This window comes from Psychrobacter sp. TS_SC_6, from assembly GCF_056156305.1.
In genome coordinates, this window is the sequence record NZ_CM149590.1 from 1,281,969 (window position 1) to 1,300,693 (window position 18,725).

General features: G+C 41.9%; 13 protein-coding genes and 1 pseudogene. 5 read left to right on the forward strand and 9 right to left on the reverse strand.

Annotated elements, in window-relative coordinates; translation table 11 throughout:
* Positions 1-2 precede the first annotated feature (2 nt).
* Positions 3-1,235 (forward strand): organoarsenical effux MFS transporter ArsJ, encoded by a 1,233-nt coding sequence (gene arsJ, locus AC0J5Y_RS05510; protein WP_475131898.1) that lies wholly within the window; start codon positions 3-5, stop codon positions 1,233-1,235.
* Between the two features lie 329 nt (positions 1,236-1,564).
* Here arsJ and AC0J5Y_RS05515 read toward each other — a convergent pair whose 3' ends face one another.
* The 3 genes and pseudogenes from AC0J5Y_RS05515 to AC0J5Y_RS05525 form a co-directional block, all read right to left on the reverse strand.
* Positions 1,565-2,428 carry a universal stress protein gene (locus tag AC0J5Y_RS05515; protein ID WP_475131899.1) on the reverse strand — a complete coding sequence of 288 codons (864 nt, stop codon included), beginning with the start codon at positions 2,426-2,428 and terminating at the stop codon, positions 1,565-1,567.
* A gap of 82 nt (positions 2,429-2,510) precedes the next feature.
* Positions 2,511-4,010 carry a SulP family inorganic anion transporter gene (locus AC0J5Y_RS05520; RefSeq protein ID WP_475131900.1) on the reverse strand — a complete coding sequence of 500 codons (1,500 nt, stop codon included), beginning with the start codon at positions 4,008-4,010 and terminating at the stop codon, positions 2,511-2,513.
* A gap of 1,113 nt (positions 4,011-5,123) precedes the next feature.
* Positions 5,124-5,273 (reverse strand): annotated as a pseudogene (locus tag AC0J5Y_RS05525) (helix-turn-helix domain-containing protein); the annotation flags it as partial.
* A gap of 169 nt (positions 5,274-5,442) precedes the next feature.
* Here AC0J5Y_RS05525 and AC0J5Y_RS05530 point away from each other — a divergent pair.
* Both AC0J5Y_RS05530 and AC0J5Y_RS05535 read left to right on the forward strand, forming a co-directional pair.
* Positions 5,443-7,062 (forward strand): AbgT family transporter, encoded by a 1,620-nt coding sequence (locus AC0J5Y_RS05530; RefSeq protein WP_475131901.1) that lies wholly within the window; start codon positions 5,443-5,445, stop codon positions 7,060-7,062.
* Positions 7,063-7,511: 449 nt separating this feature from the next.
* Entirely contained in the window at positions 7,512-8,999 is a 1,488-nt protein-coding gene (locus AC0J5Y_RS05535) for a PepSY-associated TM helix domain-containing protein (RefSeq protein WP_475131902.1), read from the forward strand.
* A gap of 395 nt (positions 9,000-9,394) precedes the next feature.
* Here AC0J5Y_RS05535 and AC0J5Y_RS05540 read toward each other — a convergent pair whose 3' ends face one another.
* The 4 genes from AC0J5Y_RS05540 to lipB all read right to left on the reverse strand — a co-directional run bounded on the left by AC0J5Y_RS05540 (position 9,395) and on the right by lipB (position 12,643).
* Entirely contained in the window at positions 9,395-10,312 is a 918-nt protein-coding gene (locus AC0J5Y_RS05540; protein WP_475131903.1) for an SEL1-like repeat protein, read from the reverse strand.
* 161 nt (positions 10,313-10,473) lie between these two features.
* On the reverse strand, positions 10,474-10,938 hold the full coding sequence (locus AC0J5Y_RS05545; protein ID WP_475131904.1) for a hypothetical protein: 465 nt from the start codon (positions 10,936-10,938) through the stop codon (positions 10,474-10,476).
* Positions 10,939-11,068: 130 nt separating this feature from the next.
* Complete coding sequence (locus AC0J5Y_RS05550) at positions 11,069-11,599, reverse strand: inorganic diphosphatase (RefSeq protein WP_475131905.1); 531 nt, start codon at positions 11,597-11,599, stop codon at positions 11,069-11,071.
* 186 nt (positions 11,600-11,785) lie between these two features.
* Positions 11,786-12,643, reverse strand: coding sequence for a lipoyl(octanoyl) transferase LipB (lipB, locus tag AC0J5Y_RS05555; protein WP_475131906.1), 858 nt, complete (start codon positions 12,641-12,643; stop codon positions 11,786-11,788).
* 429 nt (positions 12,644-13,072) lie between these two features.
* Here lipB and AC0J5Y_RS05560 point away from each other — a divergent pair, with 429 nt between their 5' ends.
* Positions 13,073-14,545 (forward strand): coniferyl aldehyde dehydrogenase, encoded by a 1,473-nt coding sequence (locus AC0J5Y_RS05560; RefSeq protein ID WP_475131907.1) that lies wholly within the window; start codon positions 13,073-13,075, stop codon positions 14,543-14,545.
* A gap of 855 nt (positions 14,546-15,400) precedes the next feature.
* Positions 15,401-16,642 (forward strand): nicotinate phosphoribosyltransferase, encoded by a 1,242-nt coding sequence (pncB, locus tag AC0J5Y_RS05565; protein WP_475131908.1) that lies wholly within the window; start codon positions 15,401-15,403, stop codon positions 16,640-16,642.
* A gap of 39 nt (positions 16,643-16,681) precedes the next feature.
* Here the strand turns inward: pncB and xseB are convergent, their stop codons facing one another.
* Both xseB and xseA read right to left on the reverse strand, forming a co-directional pair.
* Positions 16,682-16,927 carry an exodeoxyribonuclease VII small subunit gene (gene xseB / locus AC0J5Y_RS05570; protein ID WP_475131909.1) on the reverse strand — a complete coding sequence of 82 codons (246 nt, stop codon included), beginning with the start codon at positions 16,925-16,927 and terminating at the stop codon, positions 16,682-16,684.
* 58 nt (positions 16,928-16,985) lie between these two features.
* Positions 16,986-18,530 carry an exodeoxyribonuclease VII large subunit gene (gene xseA / locus AC0J5Y_RS05575; RefSeq protein ID WP_475131910.1) on the reverse strand — a complete coding sequence of 515 codons (1,545 nt, stop codon included), beginning with the start codon at positions 18,528-18,530 and terminating at the stop codon, positions 16,986-16,988.
* Between the last annotated feature and the right edge of the window lie 195 nt (positions 18,531-18,725).

Genomic DNA, 18,725 nt, shown 5'->3' on the forward strand with positions numbered 1-18,725 from the left:
TCATGGGACTGCTATCCGTCAAGAACTTATCGACACAAGTTAAACAGTATCTGGTCATCACTGGCAACTATTGGGCGTTTACCTTAACGGATGGCGCCCTACGCATGCTCGTCGTGCTGCATTTTTATCAGTTAGGCTATAGCCCGTTAAGTATTGCCATGCTGTTTTTGTTTTATGAGATTTTTGGCGTTATTACCAATTTGGTTGGTGGCTGGCTTGGCACCAGTCTTGGGCTAAATAAAACCATGAATATTGGTTTGGCCATACAGATAATCGCCCTCGCCATGCTGGCTGTGCCTGCTGATATGCTGACCGTGGTTTATGTGATGATCGCCCAAGCGCTCTCAGGTATCGCCAAAGACTTAAACAAAATGAGTGCCAAAAGTGCCATCAAATTATTGGTACCAAAAGATGCTGAAAGCAAGCTCTATCAATGGGTAGCGATACTCACAGGCTCTAAAAACGCGCTAAAAGGCGTGGGCTTTTTTATCGGTGGTTTGCTACTGACCTTGATTGGATTCAAAGGCGCTATGATACTGATGGCATCATTATTGGCCATCGTTTGGGTATTTAGCTTGGTGGTGTTAAAAGAAGACATTGGCAAAGCGACCAACAAACCTAAGTTCAAAGATATCTTTTCTAAAAGCTCTGCCATCAATACTCTCTCTGCTGCCCGCATGTTTTTATTTGGTGCGAGAGACGTTTGGTTTGTTGTGGCCTTGCCTGTGTTTTTGGCGGCGACCTTTAATTGGAGTCACTGGTGGGTCGGCAGTTTTATGGCCAGCTGGGTCATCGGTTATGGCATTGTTCAGTCGCTTGCGCCTTACTTTACCGGCAAGAAAAAAGGCGTGTTGCCAACGGGTCGCGCGGCATTTTTGTGGGCAAGTTATCTGACGTTTATTCCTGCTGCCATCGCGCTGGCTTTATATTTTGATTTTCACATCCAAGCATCCGTTATTATTGGACTACTGATATTTGGAGTGGTTTTCGCAATCAACTCTTCGTTACACAGCTATCTGATTGTCAGCTATGCTGATAGTGATGGCGTGTCACTGGATGTGGGTTTTTATTACATGGCAAATGCGATGGGCAGATTGATTGGCACGGTGCTGTCAGGCTGGGTCTTCCAAGAATTTGGCTTAGAAGCTTGTCTTTGGATATCTAGTGCGTTTGTGGCAATCGCGGCGTTATTGTCCCTAAAACTGCCGACTCATTATAAAGCAGCGGCATATTGACTAGGGTTTTGTCAGAAAACCTACTGTTTATTCAAAATCAAGACACATTTATAACGATATAAGGCTGGGATAAATGCTTCTCACTGACTGCGCTAGTGTAGGCAGCAGTGGTAAAATTTTATCCCAGCCTCGTTGTATTCTTTTTCTAATAAATTGACTATATAGTCGATTCTAAATAAAACCAATACATTATATTCCAACGCGAAACTGATATGAATTGTTCTTGCTTGCTGTGCCTTCGCAGACAGAGGTGGCGAAACTTCTCGTTTAGAGATAAGCATACCAGTCCCGCTATGTCGTGTTTATACTGAACTCACTAGATTTAGAAATTAGCGAATCAAAATGACTGGCGACAACGTCTTGGCAATGATCTTGGTGGTGGTACTACCAATGAATAATTGTTGAAATTTAGAATGACCATAAGCGCCAATGACGATGATATCGACCGCATTTTGCTTTTGAAAGTCGAGTAATCCATCAACCGCATCAGAGGCAGACAGATGATGCGCTGCTATCGTAAAACCTGCCGCTGTGAGCTGCTCAGTGGCCATAGCCAAGCTTCTTTTAGAGGTTTCATCATCATTACCTATCATGACGATATGCCCTTGCAGACCCTTTAACAATGGACTTTTAGAAATAATATCGACCGCTTTAATGGCCGTCTTACTGCCATCAAACGCGACCATATAAGAAGCAGGTAATTTAAATGTCTCTGAGCAAATCAAAATTGGAACGTTCGAAGCACGCGCCACCGTTTCGATTTGACTACCAATATTGATGCGGCTGTCTTTATGATCTTCGCCGCGTCGTCCCATGACGATGACACGGTTTTTTGTATTGAAATGTTCAATCGCTGGTAGCAATTTGCCATGACGTTGATAGACGTTAACATCTACACCATCGAAGCTACTTTGAATATGACTTTTTGCGTCATTGACCAGCGCATCGCTATAGCTATTAGCAATTCTTGCTCTTTGCTCATCGAGTTGCGTAAGTTCTTCTAGCAGAAGCTGACGACTATTAATGCCAATTGCCCCCGATAAATCACGTCTGTTTGAAGCAGGCACATCACTCACGTGCAATAAGCCTACTGGTAGATTCAAGCGGCTGGCATACCATGCCGCATAATCACAAACCGATTCCGTTACGGCTGAACCATCGATACAGGCCAAAATATGCTGTTCTGTGTTCATCATTTGTCCTTAAATTTTAATTGGGAGTGTCCACTTCACCAAAACTAACAGGCTTGATGGACACTATTGTTAGTAGACACTATTAATGAGCACCTAAGCTTTGATCAGCATCAGGTTTGTCATGAACACCAAACTTCTCTACCATCGCTTGGCTTGCTTCATTGAGACCAATCAATTCGACCTCAGTACCTTCACGGCGAAACTTAATAATGACTTTATCAATGGCAGCAACTGCCGTCACGTCCCAGAAATGCGCTCGCGTCACATCAATGACTACTTTAGATATAGATTCTTTCACATCAAATGACTCAATCAAGCGCTCTGCCGATGAAAAGAATACTTGACCATTGACGGAATAATAACGCGTTCGTTCTGCTTCATCCAATTGTGTATGCACGCTCATATAGCGTTCGATCTTACTGGCAAAGAATAAGGCTGATAACAACACACCAATTAATACGCCATATGCTAAGTTATGAGTGGCGACCACCACAGCAACTGTAGAGATCATGACAATGTTACTCTGTAATGGCTTGGTTTTTAACTCTTTAAAAGAACCCCAGTTAAACGTACCAATCGAGACCATAATCATTACCGCGACCAGTGCTGCCATGGGAATAATCTTTAACCAATCACTTAAAAACACCACCAATAATAATAAAAACACCCCTGCCACCAAGGTAGACAATCGCGTATAGCCGCCAGATTTTACATTAATGATAGACTGGCCAATCATCGCACAACCTGCCATACCACCGAAGAAGCCACTGACAATGTTGGCAATACCTTGACCTTTACATTCTTGCGTACGATCGCCTTTGGTATCAGTCAAATCATCCACGATAGCCATGGTCATCATAGACTCAAGCAAACCGACAATCGCAAGACTGATCGCATACGGCAAAATAATCAGCAAAGTATCTAGATTCAGAGGAATATCAGGTAGCAAAAATATCGGCAAGGTATCCGGCAGTTGTCCCATATCGTTGATGGTACGTGCTTCTGCACCTAAGAAAATAGCAATCGCTGTCACCAACACAATACTGACCAGCGGTGACGGAATCATCTTACCGATTTTGGGAATGTACGGATAACCATAAATAATAATTAAGCCCAGTGCTACCAGACCATAGACATGGACTAGGTTTGAGCCCTCTTGCGGTACAAGCTCAGGTATCTGCGACATAAAAATCAAAATAGCCAAAGCATTGATAAAACCAAGGATGACAGATTGCGACACATACTTCATCAAATTACCCAGCTTTAAAAAGCCAAAGATAATCTGTATCACACCTGTCAAGACACTGGCTGCCAGCAAATACTGCAAACCATGCTCTCTAACCAGTGTCACCATGAGTAGCGCCATCGCGCCAGTCGCGGCCGAAATCATCGCCGGACGACCACCGACAAAAGCAATCACTACAGCAATACAAAAAGAAGCGTAAAGCCCAGCTTGTGGGTCAACACCAGCAATGATCGAAAAAGCAATGGCTTCAGGAATAAGGGCTAAGGCAACAACCATACCGGCCAAGACATCGCCTCTCACATTGGACAACCAATGCTCTTTAATAGTACTCAACATATTTCACTCAGTTTTTAAGAACTGCTCTGCTCGTCAATAATCCATGTATCTAAAGTAATACCAAACCCAAAAATATAATTGACCACGTCAAACTCGCTCAATCTATGAAACTTTAGTCTATAAAATAGTAGTTGATAAACTATAGTAATAACGCGTGCTTGCCTTGCAACTCAAGTTTTTGACACGGTATGAGGTATCTAAAATAGCAAATTTGACACATTCCCAGCTAGGCTCAACGCCCATCAAATAGTGATTACAAGGAAATATGGCACATTGTCTTTAATAAGTTATTATCCTAACTTACTGGGTATTATTTGCTTTTAGTTACTTGTTCTAGTGCTGGTCTTAGCAACTTAACAGATAAATCGATTATTAATACAAATATAAAAGCAGTGCGGGCACACAGATAAAAGCGTCAAACGCTCTATGATAGTTAATTGTTATAGGAAACAATTATTTAATAAGGAGGGGGTACAACTAGGGTGGCGTATTCATCTTTGTAGTAAACGACTCAAACAGGATTTATAGATAATATGTGTCGCAATTCTAACACATATAGAATATTTTATCCACTCCGCTATTATCGAAGATAGAGCTTTGGGAGCTGTCCCGACTATATCGAAGGTTGATTTACTTGAGTCAGTCAGTCAGTCAGTCAGTCAGCCGTGCCTGACATGATGAAATTATCTTAATAATGGAAGTTACTATCATTTCATGTTTGAAGGTAGACAACTAGGTAAAAGGATCTGTTAATTGTCAGGGTAAACTTCCCTGCCTATAACATGGCTTGCTCTACCTATTCAACTCATCTTTCCCATTTTTAAAGGTCTCTACAACCACAGAAAAAATATCGTCCCAACTCACCTCATTTGCCAAAAACGGGTAATCCATGCTGCGCCAATAGGGTCTGAGGTAGGGGTATTCATCATGAGTGGCTCAAGCGATTATGGATAAGCCATTTTGCGCAAAAACGATTATGAATGCAATATTATGATTATAATAAAGCCTTATTGCATCAAAACGATTTTTGTATGACATTGCGATTCCTTTAGATCAAGACCAAAGGTCACTTTGAGTGGACATAATGAGTCGATATTTAGAATACCTCAGCTATTAGCCCTGCTTTAAGACCCGATAAACGGTAGCTACTCCAGCACCCACTGCCTTAGCAATTTCTTCTTTTGTCATATTGGTTTGACTGGCCAATTCTCTAATACGCTTGTGTTTGACTGTGTTTGGATTTTTACCACTAATCGTAAGCCCTTATCTCGAACTGCGGTTATTCATTACTCAGAACTCTAAACAATTTGTTTTATAAGACAAAATTTTTTGTTTCTGTTTTGAAATTATGTTAAAATCATAACCTTTTATCGGTGTTTTCATACACTTTAAGCACATCAAAAGTACTTAATCTTGAAGGAGATAATCGGCTATGCAAGGAAGTAACTCGCCAAATGGCAATCCGCCACATAATAATTTTGATGCAGCAGAGCAAGACTCGCGCATGCAGCGGTTTTTAAAAGGAGTAGAGTGGCTCGGTAATTTACTACCGCATCCTGTCATTTTATTTGTATGGATGTCAGTATTTTTACTGGTTCTTTCAGCAGTACTGTCTTACTTTGGTATATCGGTAATCGACCCACGACCAGAGGGTGCAAGCGGCCGTAGCGCTGATGGAACTATTGAGGTCGTCAATTTATTGAACGGCGAGGGCTTAGCTCGTATTGTTGAAAACTTAGTGACCAATTTTACTGGTTTTGTGCCACTTGGTACGGTGCTGGTAGCGCTACTTGGTGTTGGTATCGCTGAGCGTTCTGGAATGATATCAGCCGCACTACGCGGACTGGTATTAAACGCGCCAAAGAAAATGGTTACCTTTACTATTGTGTTCGCAGGTATTATGTCAAACACGGCCGCTGAGCTTGGTTATGTGGTTTTGATACCACTTGCTGCGGTTATATTTCACTCGCTTGGTCGACATCCATTGGCTGGTATCGCTGCGGCATTTGCGGGTGTGTCTGGCGGCTATAGCGCCAATTTATTGCTTGGTACAGTCGATCCTTTATTATCAGGGATTACTCAAGAAGCAGCACGCATCATCGATCCAGCTTACACCGTTGGGGCAGAGGCCAACTGGTACTTTATGATGGTGAGTACGTTTTTGATTAGTGGTTTGGGTTATCTTGTGACCGAAAAAATCGTTGAGCCAAGCCTTGGTGAGTATAATCCTACGGACGCCGATGATCCTTCAGTATTAGATACCAAAGCGGAGCACGTATCTGCTATTGAGAAAAAAGGACTTTTTTGGGCTGGTATTAGTATGCTGGTATTCTGCTTATTACTGGCTTGGACTGTGGTACCTGCTGACGGCATCCTGCGTAATGCTGAGACAGGTCTGTTGTCAGATTCGCCATTTTTAAAGGGCATCGTTGTCTTCATTTTTGTGTTCTTTGCCATACCCGGTTATATATATGGAAAGATTACTGGTAGCCTAAAAAACAACCAAGATGTAGTAGATGCGATGAGCCATGCGATGAGCTCGCTAAGTATTTATATCGTCTTAGTCTTTTTTGCGGCACAGTTTACCGCCTTTTTTAATTGGTCAAACCTTGGTTCTGTAATGGCGGTATCTGGTGCAACTTTCCTAAACGATATCGGTTTAACAGGCCCTTTCTTATTGATCGGTTTTATATTGATATGTGCGGTGGTTAACTTGATGCTTGGTTCGGCGTCTGCGCAATGGGCTGTGACGGCACCAATATTTGTTCCTATGCTAATGCTAACTGGCTATGCGCCTGAGATGATACAGGCCGCATACCGTATTGGAGATTCGGCTACTAATATTATTACCCCTATGATGAGCTATTTTGGTCTCATTATGGCAGTTGCTATTCGTTATAAGAAAAATACTGGCGTCGGCACACTTATGGCGATGATGCTACCTTATTCAGTTGCGTTCTTAGTTGGTTGGATTATTTTATTTTGCCTTTGGGTGTTTGTATTTGGTCTGCCAGTTGGCCCCGGTTCCGAGACGTTTTATCCTGCTAGATAGTCGTGAATTGAAGGTTTGCTAATTAACCCCATTTCGGAATAAAAGAGCGAAAAAAAGATAAAAAAAGAAGTCCAAGTCCGCTAAAGTAAGTTTATCAAGACCAACTTATACAAAAAGGGCTTCTTCCAATAAGTAAATTAGAAAACACTTCTGCCTTGCCGTCAATCAATCCTTCGTTTGTCCAACGAACATCATCATATAACGTTCTTGAGTTTCACTGTGAGCGGCTCTAATCAAAAGCTCAGACTGGTTACGGTATATCTGTTGCTCACATCTGCAACATACCGAAATTAATATCACTGGTGAAAAAAGTATCTGTTATTATATCGCACCATCAAAAAACCATTAGGTTCCGAATAGAAAGCACAAAGTCAGCGTGAGCGAACAAGATATTAACTCTCCACTTTATTGCCAAGTTAGAAAGTATAAAGCTATTGGAATCTCTACTCATGAATAAAGAAACAAGCAATCAACGCTATTTCACCGTGTGGCGCTGGCATTTTTACGCGGGAATGTTTGTTGCCCCTTTCTTAATAATTTTAGCTTGTACCGCGCTCGGTATGTTGGTGATGTCTAACACCCTAGGGCGAGACAATGACCGTTTGAGCGTTTCTGTTCCCGAATCAGCAATGCAAGCGCCCATTTCTATCCAAGCTAAAAACGCCCTCAATACTCTACCCAATAGTACCCTTGTTAAATATATCGCCCCTCGTGATACGGATAAGGCAGCTCTGTTTCAGGTAATATCCGAAGACCATGACAATATGGTAGCCGTCAATCCTTATACTGCGGATATCCTCAACAGCACACCTAGTAATAGTAATTTGTATTATACCTTTGACAGTATTCATAGTGATTTGCTGCTGGGTAAAGTCGGTGATTATATTCAAGAAACGACTGCCTCCTTAACAATTCTAATGATATTAACTGGCTGGTATTTGTGGTGGCATAAGCGTAAGTCTGTAAAAGCGATGTTGATTCCTGATGATACCAATCTAAAGAAAAAGCGTTCCTTTTTCCGAACCATTCACGCGACATTAGGCAGCTGGATATCTGTTTTGCTATTGTTTTTCTGCATTTCGGGAATGGCTTGGGCAGGAATTTGGGGCGAGCGCATTGTACAATCGTGGAATCAGTTCCCTGCGGGTAAGTGGGGCGTTGCGCCAACGCCAGTCTCGATTGACCACAGTCAGCATCATGCGGGTATGAATATGGATAATGCTGATGCCGCGCCACACGTTCATGGCGCACCAGCAGCCATAGCGCCCACACATGGTAGCGTATTAAATTCAGGAAAGACCAAAGACGTGCCTTGGGTACTAGAGTTAACACCGATGCCAGCATCAGGTACGACTATGGGTGAAAACGGTATCGCTCCCAATATACCTATTATGATTGATACCGTAGATCGATTTGCTCGTGAGCTTGGTTTTGTAGGACGTTATCAGTTGAATCTACCGCAAGGGGAGACAGGCGTGTGGACGATTAGCCAAGACTCAATGAGCTATGATATGAAAAGCCCAACGGCTGACCGCACGGTACATATTGATCGCTATTCGGGCAAGGTTTTGGCTGATATACGCTTCAATGATTACAATGCGTTTGGCAAATTTATGGCAGCAGGTATTGCCATACATATGGGGACGCTGGGGTGGTGGAGCGTATTAGCCAACGTTTTATTTTGCCTCTCTGTAATTGCAATTTGTGTGAGTGGCTATGTGATGTGGTGGCAACGACGTCCTCGTCAAACTAGTACTATGGTGGGACTCAATCCGCCGGCGCGTAGTCAGCGTTTTACTATAGGGTGGACGCTTACCATTCCGCTACTTATTGTCGCTATCATATTCCCAACGGCAATCATTGCTATTGTTGTCATCGCTTTATTAGACTTTTTATTGATATCGCGTGTTAAATTTTTATACAGGCTATTGAAATGATTTATCTTTGATAGATTCTGTTGTTACAGGGTAATTTTGGTATACGTACACCGAACCAATCAGGTGCTTTAACTGGTTCGATACCCTATTGGGGACTTGAATACACCCCTTAAAGCCTCTCTGTGTAAGGGTTTATGTTTTCAATGGGCTGTTAGTATATCTTGTGGTGTACTTAAAGTTGATAATTCGAGGTATTTTTAGTTAGTCAATACCGTAAGATTTTAATTTCGAGGAAAAATATTCGAGTGTATCTCATCGGTCATGTATCGCTAAGTCCTGAACTCTACATTAGGAATTAAACTGGCAGCAATATACCCTGCTGACATTGACCTAGTGTTTTAACAATTTTATATATACCAAAGACAATACCAACGGTTGCTTTTTATTTGGGTAAATTAGTAACCTTGCTCATTTAGTTCTCTGTAAGAATCACAGCCCAACTGAAGACCACCATCACAAGCCCTTCCATACCATTCTTTTGCATTAGCTCTATCTTGACGAACACCTTTTCCATCTTGATAGAGCAGCCCAAGGTTAAACTGCGAAGTGATGTGACCTTGTTCTGCTGCCTTCTGATACCATGTGACCGCTGAAGCAAAATCTTGCTCGACACCTTTTCCATCTTGATAGAGCAGCCCAAGGTTAAACTGCGAAGTGATGTGACCTTGTTCCGCTGCCTTCTGATACCATTTGACCGCTGAAGCAAAGTCTTGCTCGACACCTTTTCCATCTTGATAGAGCAGCCCAAGGTTAAACTGCGAAGTGATGTGACCCTGTTCCGCTGCCTTTTGATACCATTTGACCGCTGAAGCAAAGTCTTGCTCGACACCTTTTCCATCTTGATAGAGCAGCCCAAGGTTAAACTGCGAAGTGATGTGACCTTGTTCCGCTGCCTTCTGATACCATTTGACCGCTGAAGCAAAGTCTTGCTCGACACCTTTTCCATCTTGATAGAGCAGCCCAAGGTTAAACTGCGAAGTGATGTGACCCTGTTCCGCTGCCTTTTGATACCATTTGACCGCTGAAGCAAAGTCTTGCTCGACACCTTTTCCATCTTGATAGAGCAGCCCAAGGTTAAACTGCGAAGTGATGTGACCTTGTTCCGCTGCCTTCTGATACCATTTAGCTGCCATCTTATTATCTTGCTGGACTTCTTGGCCATCTTTGTAAGTCAAACCAAGGTTAAACTGGGCCTCAGCATCTCCTTGATTCGCTGACTCTTGATATAGCTTAATTCTCGGATTCAAACGTTGTCGATTGTGTGACGGATTTTTTAAAGACTTTAGCTTAAGTTTTAGTAATTTCAGTGGCATTTTTCTTCTGCAAGGTTATTTTGTTGATATAACTGATTTTATTAATAGGGAAATAATTAATATATTTATATTACAGCCCAGGGAAACCACTTATTTTACCATTTAAACCTATCAATAGACTACTTAAAAAAGACTACTATAATGGAACCATTTAGAACAGACTAACCAAACACACGCCACATTATCCAAAATAACCCTGCCATAATGATAGCAATGATGAGTAGTCGCTTTGCCCAGTAGGGCAGTAAGGGTTTTTTATAACCTAAATCATTGAGCTGACTGTCAACGCCTTCTTGTAGGCTTTGGAAGCTTCGCTCCGTTGGTGTGCTTCTTACCTTACTCTTAATCAAGCGCTCAGTATCATCTTCGACTGTTTCTCTATCAAAGCTCATGGCTTGACTAGGAATACCTTGTTTATTAGCGATACTGTTTAATTTTTGCTGCTGCTGATTTTTGAGAGCCAGCTCGTATGCATCGATGCGAGATTTTGCAGCATCCATACTGATATCTTCGTCAGTAGCTAACGTCTTAATCGCCATGACCAGATTGCCTTTTTCGACCATCATAATCACCGTTTTCGGTAATTTTACTTTGGCAGGTTTTGAGCCTGAATCAGAATCAAACATGATTGTCCTTATTTGAGCATGATAATAAGTAGATTGGAGCATTATAACCTTGTTGTACAGTCAAAATTCAAGCAAAAAAATACCGCAGTTATCATCATATCTGCGGTATTTTTATCAATTTCATTTTAATTTATAGATCTTTCCAGCGCTGGATAGACTCTTTAATGACTTCTTTGGCTTCTTCTACATCACCCCAAGATTCAACCACCGTTGTACCTGCTTTTTTGAGGTCTTTATAGTGACTGAAGTGGAATTCTAGCTGATTGATCAGCTGCTTTGGTAAGTCTTCTAGACTGTTATAAGCATTGCCTGTATCACGGTCGTCAGCAGGTACGACGACGATTTTGTCATCGACTTCGCCATCATCAACAAACTTCATCACACCGATGACTTTCGCTTTTAAGAAAATACCAGTAGGCAAAGGCTGTTCTGTGATGATAAGCGCATCTAACTCGTCGCCATCTTCATCAAGAGTTTGTGGGATAAAACCATAGTTGCAAGGCTTTGCAAAAATTTGTGGGTCAACACGATCAAGCTCAAATACGGCCAACTCGCGATTCCACTCAATTTTATGGCTACTACCAGTTGGGATTTCTATTACAACATTAATAATGCCGCCGTCGACGTCGCCTGCGTCCAAAATTTTGTTAAAATCTGCCATAAAATACTCCAATGTGCTTTTGTTATGAATGTTTGAATCGTAAAGGGTTAAAGTCGGCGTATAAGTTTTGTTACTGCGCCCAATTTGTACCGTGTGCGATTATAACAAGTTTGAATCAAATTTTCTCACAATGCTTAAGTCTAAGCGCGCACGATATTATGCAAAAAAGGATTATGCAAAAAACACCTATTTTGGCGCTAATTCACGCAGTGGTATCTGTCCTACATGACGTTTTGCAATATTGTCGATGAGCTGTTGCGTAAATTGCTCGTAGTTAAGTGTTTTTTTGTCATCGGTAAGCGGCAGAGTAGTCGGCTGTGTATTGGTTGCTTGGTCCATATTAACAAAATCCGCCAAACGCAACATTTGCATGCCAGCATAACCACAAGGGTTGATAGCATTAAATGCTGATAAATCACAATCTAAATTAATGGCAATACCATGGTAGCTAAAGCCATGCTTGATTTTAAAGCCAAGCGATGCAATTTTGCCAATCATAATGGTACTATCAGCTTCTATCTCATCACTATTATCAGCGCTGTCCAGTTCTGCAGCCATATCAGCATATAGATAGACACCAGGGGCATCACGGCGGGCACGGGCGCTGATATGGTTGGTGTCAGTTGATGCTGTGCTCTTGAGACAGTCATTGACCACATCCTCAATCGCTTGCTCAGCGTGTGAGACCATGTTGCGCACACTCCAGCCGATACTCTCCAAATCAAACAGCCAATACATAACCAGTTGACCATGTCCATGCCATGTCACCTGACCACCGCGATCCGTTTTGATGATAGGCGTATCAGTACGTTGCAGGATATGTTCTTCTTTACCTGCTTGCCCAAGGGTATAAACGTCATTGTGATCGACAATCCATAACTCGTCAGGCGTACGCAGTCCTTGCTCTTTTTTAAGAGAAATACGCTCCAACGTGCGTGATAGCATGGCATCAAGAGTAGCCACATAGTCAGCAGTAGTGAGTGAATTTGTGATGAGGTTTTCATTAAGTGGTTGCGTTTTAAGCGCCTGCATAGTATTTGGCATGAGAGTGGCTGTCTTATGTTTTTGTTATGTAAAATTGGCTATCTACTGTTAATGTTACTGTCATTGAGTGTAGCAGTTTTCATGTTGTCGCCCAAATTTTAATTATATTGAACTGGGAAAGTATAAAGGAATAAGATAGCCATAAAAACTCACCTTGTAGTGAGCAGATACGCATCGCATACAAACCCATGGGTGCATTAAAGATGCTGTTCATTCAGGGATCAATGGTCTACATTAAATGGTACTAAACAAAAATAATATCTAGGAAAATGATGTTTTAGCCTTATTCACTATTAGACCTTGTTGCATAGATAACACGTTTATAAGGATAATAGAGTGATATCAGTGATTTTTAGTGTCTAATAATAGCTATAGAGTCTTAAATTTGACAAAACGTGCTGACTCTCACGTATACGACAAGGAAGATATATGACAGACAGCGATCAAAACAATCAGATTCAAGCGATGCATCCTAAATACAATGAGCACGAAGGACTTAGTATTATCAAAACCGTGGCAGATATGCAGGCACAGTTCTCACGCATGCAAAATCTAAGCCGTACTCAGCCGATCAATGATTGGGCAACGCGTAGAGACCAACTCGACAATCTAGAACTGATGCTGAGTGACAATCAACAGCTGCTTGCTAATGCTATCAGCGCTGATTTTGGCTATCGTAGTGAATCAGAAACTCAATTTGCCGAGTTGTTTCCGAGCTTTACGGGTATCAGTCATGCCAAAAAGCATGGTAAAAGGTGGATGAAGGCGCAGCGAGTATCGATTTCAGCGCTATATATGCCAGCCCATAATGAGATTTTACCACAGCCATTAGGTGTGGTTGGTATCATGGTACCTTGGAACTATCCTTTATTTTTGGCGATAGGACCGATGATTGACGCGATTACCGCTGGTAACCGCATCATGATTAAAATGAGTGAAGCCGCGCCGCAATTTGCGCAAACGTTTGCAGAAACTATTTCACGTTATTTTTCAGCGGATATGGTTTGTGTGGTCATCGGTGAAGTTGAGATTGCAGCTGCCTTTAGTGAGCTTCCTTTTGATCACCTGCTCTATACCGGCTCTACCGCCGTTGGTAAAAAGGTGATGGCAGCGGCAGCATCAAATCTAACACCCGTCACGCTTGAGCTCGGTGGCAAGTCGCCAGTCATAGTACTAGAGGGTGCGAATCTAGAAAATGCTGTCAATCGAGTGATGATGGGTAAGACCCTAAATGCTGGTCAAACATGTATCGCGCCTGACTATGTACTGATTCAGCGCCAATATCATGATGAATTTGTGCGTCTGGCAAGAGAGTGGATGGAGAAACACTATCCCAATATTGAAAGCAATCCGGATTACTCGCGCATTATTAATGCTCAGCAGTTCAAGCGTGTTAAAGGCTATTTAGAGAATTTATCAAGTGAAGGTGTATATAGACTCACTGATGCGACGTCTAATCTTGAAACACGTCTTATGCCACCAGTTATTGTCAGGGAACCTGCGCCTGAGAGTGATTTGATGCAAAACGAGATATTTGCACCCGTTTTACCGCTCATGCACTATGACACTCTTGATAATGCGATTGCATTTATTAATGCCCGTCCACGACCGTTGGCGTTATATGTCTTTGGTGATAATAGCCGTGATATCGATAAGGTACGCACCAATACGGTATCGGGCGGACTATGTATCAACGAAGTGATTATGCATGTAGCGCAGCATGACTTGCCGTTTGGCGGTGTTGGCGATTCAGGTACAGGCGCTTACCATGGTAAAGCAGGGTTTGATCGTTTGAGTCATATGAAACCTATCTTTGTGCAATCAAAATTGAATGGTCTAAATATCTTACTACCGCCCTATGGTGGTTTATTTAAAAAGGCAATGGCGCTGTTTTTGAAATAGCAGTTTCAAATAGTTGCCTTATTGAAGAGATAGTATTTACTCACATTCATCAATCAATCAATCAATCAATCAATCAATAGCATCTACTATGGTAGGTGCTATTTCTTTGTCTAAAGAACCATTTGTTATCAGTGTTATAAATCGCCACACTTTATGGTGACACTAAACGATGGTTTTGTCTGTTTGAGGTAAAAATCAGTAGTAGATGATAGGCTTATTAATTGCTCAAATTAGGATAATGACAGCTATTTTCATAATAAAGATAATAACGCCGTGCGCCAATGAATTACATTTAGCTGATTGCTGTTAAGCTTGCTCTTACTGTCTTTGCCAGTATCAGCTGATGTGCCGGCTTGCCAAGCACCGATTACATTTAAGAGAGTGATCAGTTCACAAGCGGTGTTTTAAAGTATAGTAAGCTCCGTATAAAAACGATACAGCGGAACTGGAATGAATTTTTTGCAGCCTCTGTTTGCGCAGGCATAGCACGCCAGAAAAATTTATACCAGTGCCGCGTCAGAACATGAGGTATCTACTTTATTTAGTATCGACTATATATCGTTTTAAAGACCTTGAAAACCTTAGTAAATACCACGGTTTAATATATTTTATAAAAAGACGTTAAGAGTATTCTTAGCGTCTTTTTATAGGTGATAGGCAGCTAATAATATGATGAATACCGCTATGAATCGTAGTAATTTTGCTTCAATCCATAGTGAACTCTGAAAAATAACCTAAATTTCGTTATACTCAAACGCTTATAATTGTTCCATCAGTAATATATATCGTTATGTCCACCTATTTCATCGCTTGCTTCGCTCAGCGATTTTTCATTTTTGTATTTAAGGCTGTAACATGACCGTTACCCATACTTCTACCACTTTTGAGCCTATTATTACCTCGTTACTTGATAACGACTTGTACAAATTTACTATGCTACAAGCCATGCTACATCAGTTTCCTCAAACTCATGGTGTCTACCGCTTTCGCTGCCGTAATAATAGAGATGCGGCTTATCCACTTGCTGATATTAAAGATGCCTTAGAGCAGCAACTAGACAGCTTATGTGAATTGCGATTTTTAGAAGATGAACTAGAATACTTACGTGGCTTGCGCTTTATGCGTTCAGACTTCGTTGATTACTTGGAATTGTTTAAATTAAAACGTCGTTTTATCACGGTGACTACCGATGACAAAGGTCGTCTATTTATCGATATCGAAGGTCCGATGATTCAGGCGATGTTCTTCGAAGTATTCGTACTAGCCATTGTCAATGAGTTATATTTCAAAGCATTAACGGATGTAAGTGTGCTTGAAGAAGGGCAGCACCGCTTAGAGAAGAAAGTGGATTTGTTACATCGTTATGCTGCCGAACAAGCAGGCAATAGCCGTGATATTCCTCCTTTTATCGTTGCTGATTTTGGTACACGTAGACGGTTTAATAAAGACTGGCAAGCCCATGTGGTTGAAACTTTGCACAAAGCTGAGCCAAATATAGTGGGCGGCACGTCCAACGTTTATTTGGCAAAAAAGCTTGGCATGACGCCCATTGGTACGATGGCACATGAGTTTATGCAGGCATTTCAGGCACTGGATGTGCGCTTACGTGACTCACAAAAAGCCGCACTTGAAGCTTGGGTACACGAGTATCGCGGTGATTTGGGTATTGCGCTGACCGATGTCGTCGGCATGGATGCGTTCTTACGCGATTTTGACTTGTATTTTGCCAAGCTTTTTGATGGTTTGCGTCATGATAGCGGCGACCCGTATCTTTGGGGTGATAAGGCGATTGCTCATTATCAAAAGCTAAAAATAGACCCAAGAACCAAAGTTTTGACCTTTAGTGATGGCTTGGATCTGAATAAGGCGTGGGATTTGCATCAGTATTTTAAAGGTCAAATCAAAACCAGCTTTGGTATTGGCACCAATCTCACCAACGATATGGGCATCACGCCATTGAATATTGTTCTGAAATTGGTTGAATGCAACGGTCAGCCAGTCGCAAAACTGTCTGATAGTCCAGGCAAGACAATGATCAATAATGATACCTATCTTGCCTATCTGCGCCAAGTGTTTGAAGTTGACGAGCCTGAATAGCTTTCATTAAAAGCCATTTAGGCACTATAAAACGGCTATTTAGCTCTCGCTTGTAACCGTTTTGTTTTCTTCAGAAAATGCGGCATCTAATGCTTGTTGTACTGCGTTGATACGAGTCTCGCAAACGCGATAAGCGGCAATTGATTCTTCAACAGTGGTCATGAGATTATCAATATCAGGCTCATCTTGTTGCTGCAATTCAGCAGCATTAGTTTTTAAGATATCGTAGGCCGCCTTAAAAGTTTTTGGGGCGGCTTTTTTGCGTTTACGTATAGGGGTAGTCATAAGGTTTCCTGATATCTAAAGTAAAAGTAATAAATAAGCGTAAAATATTATTATGGGGTTAAGTTGAAGCTTCTGTAAATTCTGTGGGCTTCTTATCCATTTTGATGTCAATGATTTGTGCTTTTGCTTTACCATCTTTTAGGACGATATGAATGGTCTGCTCCGGGTAAAGCTGGTTGCTACTGGTCAGTATTCGTTGGTCCTGTTCATCAGTCAGCATGCTATAGCCCTGTTTAAGTATGCGAGACGGTCGATGTAAAAGTACGATATCACGCAGATGTGCGCTAGCACGCTTCGCTTGTATTAACTGCTGCTGAGCACTTTGCATAATAATTTTCTGAGGATTTTTACTATAAGTAGAGGCGAGTGAAAGTTGTTGATAAGCGGAGGCTTGAGTCTGTATATGCAGCTCGCTTGCTTGTCTTGCAGCTTGTTTCACTTGATGATGTGCACTTTGTTGGATACTACGCCACGCATAAGCACTGTCTTTTTGTAGTGCTGTTAATTGACCAATGGTTTGCGATTGTATTTGGCTCAATTGGCGCGCAGTGTGTTGTTCGGCTGTATTTAATTGACGCTGAGCAGCTTGTTTGATCTGCATTTGATATTGCAGGGTCTGAGTGACCAGCTGTGCTAAATGCGCCATGATAGCCGCAATGACTTTTGATGGCGTATCAAAGCTAGTATGAGCCACTTCATCTAAGATAACTTTATCACGCTCATGACCAATCCCAACCCAAACAGGGACAGGTTGCTCAGCGACTAAAGCGGCAAGCTCATAATCATTAAGGTAAGCCAAATCACCAACAGCGCCGCCACCACGGATAATCACTAACAAATCTGGCAGGCGCTGATAAGTATCTTCAAACTGCTGCTGGGCACTGATGATTGCTTGACGAATTTCCGCTGGAGCATGATTACCTTGAAAAGTGGCGTTATGATAATGGAAATGACAAGCGCCTGTACTAGCGAGTCTATTGGCGTCCGCTTGAAAATCGCCTAGCCCTGCAGCTTTCTCAGGAGCAATAACCAACACATGCTCGATATCAAATGGGGTAGGCAGCTGCTGATTCAGGTTTAATAACCCTTCACCCGCCAAGCGGTCAACCATCTCAGCATATTGACGCGCTAAATCGCCTAGCGTATAGCTTGGGTCAATATCTTCAATGGTGAGAGAGAAGCCGTATTGCGCATGGAAACCTGCCGATACCTTTAATAAAACCGTCAAATCGCGATCCAGTGGCATACCCGTTGCGCGCTCAAACTTGTCTAAAACCCGCGCCGCTTTGAAGCGCCATAGATTGCCACGGCAGCTGGCAATGACTTTACCATCGTCATCTTTTTCTGCCAATTCAAAATAATAATGCCCGCCTTTGCTGGATAAATTTCGTATCTCAGCTTTGACCCAAACACGGTGATTAAAAGTTTGCTTGATCACCATATCGACCGCTGATAAGTAATCACTAAGGCGCAGGACAGTATCTTCTAAGTTATTTTCTACACTGTTTTCTTGTTCTGCCAACTCCGCCTCCAAGGTCGCTAAATCTTTGGCAGGCGCTAATACTTTAGTGTGCTTGGTATTTGACAGGTTGGGTTTGCGCATAATAATAGACCAAAGGTAGTGAGGGCTTAGAGAACAGCTAGGTGACGTAAAAGACAAGATAGGGTAGTTTAACCTAAAAGCCTCCACACAAAAAGCAAAGCCAACAAGCAGCGATTGATATTATATCTCTATCGCAAGCTTATTGGCTCTAAGTTATCGCTAATACACTACATATATAAATGCAGCTTTACGACA